Raw genomic sequence first — 5,364 nt, forward strand, 5'->3', positions numbered from 1 at the left:
GGAAAAAGCAACGGAGAAACAATCCACTATCTCCTCTCGTCCATTATCCCAGGATGAGAGGAGATTTTTTATTGCAAGCCTTATCCATTAACGGATATTATCCGAATATGGAGTCTAGTATATTTACATTGACTCCTCTACAATAATAGCACTACATAATTCTGTCTATTCTTCTCATTTTTTCCTAAGACTATTCTTATCCCTATTTCTAAAAGGAGAATCTTATGTCGAAATCCCAAGTAAATAATTCTGAAAATTCAAAAAAGCAACATATATTAAAAAAATCAAGCTCTCAGCCTGAAGTAAAACAAGCCATAATATCCTCCCTAACTCTGATGGATGATATCTTTATAAAAATCGTATTGCAGGATAAACGATGCACTGAATACATTTTACAAGTTATTATGGAAGATGATTCTTTACGCCTGAAGGAACAATGGATTCAGAAGGACATTCCCAATGTTCATGGACATTCTCTTGTTTTGGATTGTTTCTGCGAGGATAAGGAACATAATCTATACAACATCGAAATTCAAAATGATCCTCAAGAAGCAATCCCTAAACGAGCCAGGTTTCACGCCAGCCTAATAGACATTCATTCTCTAAAGAAAGGACAAAATTTCAACCAATTACCTAAAACTTATGTTATATTTATTACAGCTAAAGATATTTTCAAACAAAAGCTACAGGTATATCATATTGAGAGAATCATTAAAGAAAATGGCCAGCCGTTTGATGATGATTCTTATATTATATACTTTAATACCTCAAAAACAGAAAATGATAGCTTGGGAAGGCTGGCAGAAGATTTTCATACCAACGATCCCAAGCAAATGCATTCTACAATACTATCCAAAAGAGTAGCAGAACTTAAATCTACAGACTTTATGCAGAAGGGAGACAAAAATATGAATATTCTTTTAGAACGTTATCGCCAAGCTGCCTTAGAAGAAGGCAGAGAAGAAGGCAGTGAAAAGTTAGCACAATTAATGGGTATTTTAGCGGAAAAGGGTAGACTGGAAGATATCAAAAAAGCTTCCAAGGATAAACGCTTTAGAAAAAAACTCCTTCGTGAACTGAACTTAATGTAGAATCAGTTCTACTATCGTGCATGCTTTACAGTGCCCCAAGCTCAATCTCTTTTAATCCATGCTTTTCTACCTGTAAATGAATCCCTTCTCCTTGGAAGCTGATTTCCTTAGCCTCCTCCGGCAGCTCATAAAGGGTACCGGAGAGAACCTGTTCCCCATCATTTACAAAAAGCTCAAAGGAAAAACGGTCCAGCAAAAGTCTAAGCGAAAGCTCTTCCGAACATCCCACGTAAATCCTTCTTACTTCACAAATGCTGGCCGATCTTCTTGCATGACTTCTATCCACAGTCAAAATTCCCGATACAAAATCATATGTACAAAGGACATAAATTTCTCCTTGCTTTGCAAATTTCATTTGGAAGGCTTTGGGGACTCCAGAAACTACTTTTTGTTCAGAACTTTCTTGATATTTTAGGCAATCCTTGGGAGCCGAAATCTGTAGACTAAGGTCCAGAAGTTTCCCCTCTAATTCCGCATAGCTTTTCTCTTCTTTTTCACAGGAAATCTCCAACTCTACCCTATCTTTATAAAGCTTCTGAATCTCTGAAATAGGGTGCTGGCACAATCTGTCCCCTCGGAAAAACAACTCTCTGGGAAATGACATTTGCCCATACCACTTAGCATTCTCAGGAGCATTTCCACCGGCCTCGGGAGCCTGCATCCAGCCTACCATGATTGTTCGTCCATCCCTTTCCATGGTCTGAGGCGCATAAAAATCAAAGCCTAAATCCAAAGCCTGGGGCTTGGCATTTTTCATGGTCTTCTCTATCAAATCTACAATACTTTCTTGATCCGGCTCTACTTTGGCCTCCTCCCCCACAAAAGCAACGGTACAATTTCCATTTCTAAACAGGGGACTTGTATTTTTCATATTCATGACCGACAGAGAAAGCACCGGATGCCCTTGTAAGAAAAAGAAATCCGGGCACTCCCACATCCCGCCGAAGTTTCCGTCATTTTCCCTAATCGTATCTAAATACTGCCACTCCACAGCATTTTCCGAAGAAAAAAGCAGAGCTGCTCCAAAATTATCACTCTTCTTTCTTGCTACGGTTACCGCATAATATTTTCCGTCTTTTCCAATCCAAAGTTTTGGATCCCGGAAATCTTCCATCGTAAATTCTTCCAGCAACTCCTTTTCTGAAATCACCGGATTTCCCTCATACTTTTGATATTGACTTCCATCCCCTCTTGCAATGCACTGGGTTTCTCTGCGAACGCCATTTTTCCCGGATAAATCCGTAGAATAATCCGGAGCCTTGGTGTAATCCGCAGTATACATGATAAGATGCGAGCCGTCTTTATCCGTAGTAGCTGTTCCGGAAAATACCCCGGTTTCATAGTCCTCATCCGGTGCAAAGCTTGCCTCATGATATTCCCAGTGGATTAAATCCTTGGAAGTCCAATGCCCCCAATGCATCGCATCCCATCTGGTGCTATAAGGATTGTATTGATAAAAAAGATGATACTCCCCTTTGTAGAAGGAGAAGCCATTGGGGTCATTGAGCCAGCCTACCGCAGGGCTTAAATGAAATCCCGGACGCTCCTGTCTTTGGATCTCTGAAAAATGTGCCTTTTCGAAAGAGCGGGCAAGGGATAATTTCTTTGAAATTTTATCTGCTATTGGCTTCATAGTACTATACGACTCCTTCCACTCTTACGCCCAGCTTTTCCACTTCCTTTTTTTCTTTCTCCGAAAATGTCTTATCCGTCACCAGTATATCAAATTCCTGAATGGAGCATATCTTCATCATCGCCTGCTTCTCAAACTTACTGGCATCTGCCAACAAAACAGACTGCTTCGCTTGCTGCAAAATAGCCTTTTTTAAAGCCACTTTTTCCAATGTGGGAGTACTCAGCTCCAGCTTTTCATTAATGGAAGATGCCCCTAAGAAGGCGATATCAAAAGAATAATCTTTCAATTGATTCACTGTATAGCTTCCCAAAGCAGAGCCGGTACTTTTCTGGATTTCTCCTCCGCAGAAAAAAATCCTTCCCTTTCCGCTTTGCAAAACTCCGGCAACCATTAAGTCCGTGGTGACCACAGACAAACCCTCACGTTCTTTTAATAATAGAGCCAGCTCCCTATTGGTGGTTCCCGCATCCAAGAAAATCACCTTGGTATCTTTAATAAGTTCCAAAGCCCTTTGGGCAATACGCTTTTTTGCCTCAATATTCTGCACTTCCTTCTCCTGATAAAGCACCTCATCCCGCAGAATGGCTCCCCCATGAAAACGCTCTATCCGGTTTTTTTCCTCCAGATATTTCAGGTCTCTTCGAATAGTCATTCCGCTGACAGAAAATTGCTTAGCCAATTCATCTACGGAAACGGAACCATCCTTCTCCAAAATGGATAAAATGTTTTGCTGCCGTTCTCCTGATAACACCTTTTCTTTTTTCATGATTTCTCCCCTAGCTCATTCCGGTCCTTTTCTCCGAAAACATCTTAGCATATTTTATAAAAAAATGGCTTAGCTTCCCGAAAGAAACCAAGCCATTTATCCTCAAACATTTATCCTCGGAAAATTAGTGCATAATAAAGCTAAGGATAATTACTTCCAAACATCCTACTGCCCAGATAATGGTTGTGGTAATGGACCAAACACGAATCTGATCCTTTGCCTCACTTACGCCAAGAGTTCTGTTTACTACCCAGAAGTAGCTATCATTGAAATAACTGAAGAAGCAGGAGCCTACGCAACAAGCCAAAGCGGAAACCACAGGATTAGCTCCGGTAGCCAGGATAATCGGTGCGGAAATACTTGCCGCTGTAGTCATGGCTACAGTTCCGGATCCCTGGATAAAACGCATTACAGTGGAAATAACGATAGGAAGCAGGATAATAGGTACGTTCATAGCAGTAATTCCCTCCGCCATATAGGTTCCCAGTCCGGAATCCTTGATGATTTGTCCTAAAGCTCCACCGCCACCGGTTACCAGCATAATGATTCCTGCAGACATCATTCCCTTTTCCATGGAAGCCAGAATTTCCTTACGGCTCATCTTTTTCCCAAGAATGAAAATAGCAGTCAATAAGCCGATTCCTACAGCAACAATAGGCTGTCCCAGGAAAATCAGAATATGGAAAAATCCGTCCATAAGCTTCATTGCCGTAAATACGGTATTCATTAAAATCAAGATGACAGGTAAAACAATGGGAAGGAAGGAAGAAAATGTAGAGGGAAGATTTTCTGACCCTAAATTGATTTCTTTTCCAAGCTCTACACTACCGGCCTGTGCCTCTACAAGCTCATCGTTTTCATTAACAATCCAGTTTAACTTCTTAGCAATATACTTTCTGGCATAAAGAATCGCCACAATGGTCATTGGAATAGAAAGTACCAGTGCCAATAAAATAAACTGTCCTACATCCACGCCGAAGATTCCGCATACGCCCAAGGGTCCCGGTGTAGGAGGAACCATGGTATGGGTAATTACAAGACCCGCTGCAAGAGCTACCCCCAAAGAAATCAAAGATTTCTTTGTAACCTTGGAAATCGCCTTTGCGATAGGGGACAGGATAATGAAGCCGGAATCACAGAAGATCGGAATAGAAACCAGGAAACCGGTAAAAGCCAAAGCCTCCTCTTCCTTATTCTTTCCAAATACCTTTAAGAAGCAAAGAGCCATTCGCTTTGCTGCTCCTGTTTCCTCAAAGATTGCTCCCAGCATAACGCCGAAACCAATAATAATACCGATACTGGATAAAGTATTTCCAAATCCGCTGGTAATAGACTGCAAAATACCGAACTTCGTTCCATTTTCCAAGGTGATGGTATTTAAAGGCATTCCGCCAATTACACCAATCACTACGGTAGTGATAATCAGAGCCAAAAAGGCCTGAATCTTTGTCTTTAATACCATGAAAATCAGTAACACAATACCGATTGCCAAGCCCAGGAGCATTTGCTCTCCATGTAAACCATTAACCATACTTTCCTCCTCTTTAGAAAAAGACTTTGCTTTTCCCCTTCATTGTTAAAATAACACTTTAGTCCTTCAATGCCCCTTTAAACGAAACACTTCAAGACATTTAAAATCTAATGTTTAAAAGCCTCTGCATACTTTGCCGCAAGACGAATCGCTTCTTCCATGCTGATACTGTCGGCGATACCGGTTCCGGCAATGTCAAATGCGGTGCCATGATCCACGGAAGTTCTTAAAATCGGCATACCGTTGGTAATAGCGATCGTTCTGTCAAAGTCCAGGGTCTTGGTAGCGATATGCCCCTGGTCGTGGTAGAGAGACAGTACGGAATTGTATCTTCCCTGTG

The 5,364-nt window shown here is 41.3% G+C and carries 5 protein-coding genes; 1 reads left to right on the forward strand and 4 read right to left on the reverse strand.

The features are described 5' to 3' along the window. The first annotated feature begins 224 nt into the window (after positions 1 to 224). Complete coding sequence (locus RYL27_RS10650; RefSeq protein WP_314967124.1) at positions 225 to 1,091, forward strand: PD-(D/E)XK nuclease family transposase; 867 nt, start codon at positions 225 to 227, stop codon at positions 1,089 to 1,091. Between the two features lie 25 nt (positions 1,092 to 1,116). On the opposite strand, the gene RYL27_RS10655 is transcribed toward RYL27_RS10650, so the two are convergent. The 4 genes from RYL27_RS10655 to RYL27_RS10670 form a co-directional block, all read right to left on the reverse strand. After that, entirely contained in the window at positions 1,117 to 2,724 is a 1,608-nt protein-coding gene (locus tag RYL27_RS10655) for a glycoside hydrolase family 32 protein (RefSeq protein WP_314967126.1), read from the reverse strand. A 4-nt stretch (positions 2,725 to 2,728) separates the two neighbouring features. Beyond that, positions 2,729 to 3,493 carry a DeoR/GlpR family DNA-binding transcription regulator gene (locus tag RYL27_RS10660; protein ID WP_314967128.1) on the reverse strand — a complete coding sequence of 255 codons (765 nt, stop codon included), beginning with the start codon at positions 3,491 to 3,493 and terminating at the stop codon, positions 2,729 to 2,731. Between the two features lie 124 nt (positions 3,494 to 3,617). Beyond that, on the reverse strand, positions 3,618 to 5,024 hold the full coding sequence (locus RYL27_RS10665; RefSeq protein WP_314967130.1) for a GntP family permease: 1,407 nt from the start codon (positions 5,022 to 5,024) through the stop codon (positions 3,618 to 3,620). A gap of 107 nt (positions 5,025 to 5,131) precedes the next feature. Further along, positions 5,132 to 5,364: 4-hydroxythreonine-4-phosphate dehydrogenase PdxA (locus tag RYL27_RS10670; protein ID WP_314967132.1), on the reverse strand; the 233-nt coding region annotated here is incomplete at its 5' end.

This window comes from Oribacterium sinus, from assembly GCF_963537195.1.
Taxonomy (GTDB): Bacteria; Bacillota; Clostridia; order Lachnospirales; family Lachnospiraceae; genus Oribacterium; species Oribacterium sinus_A.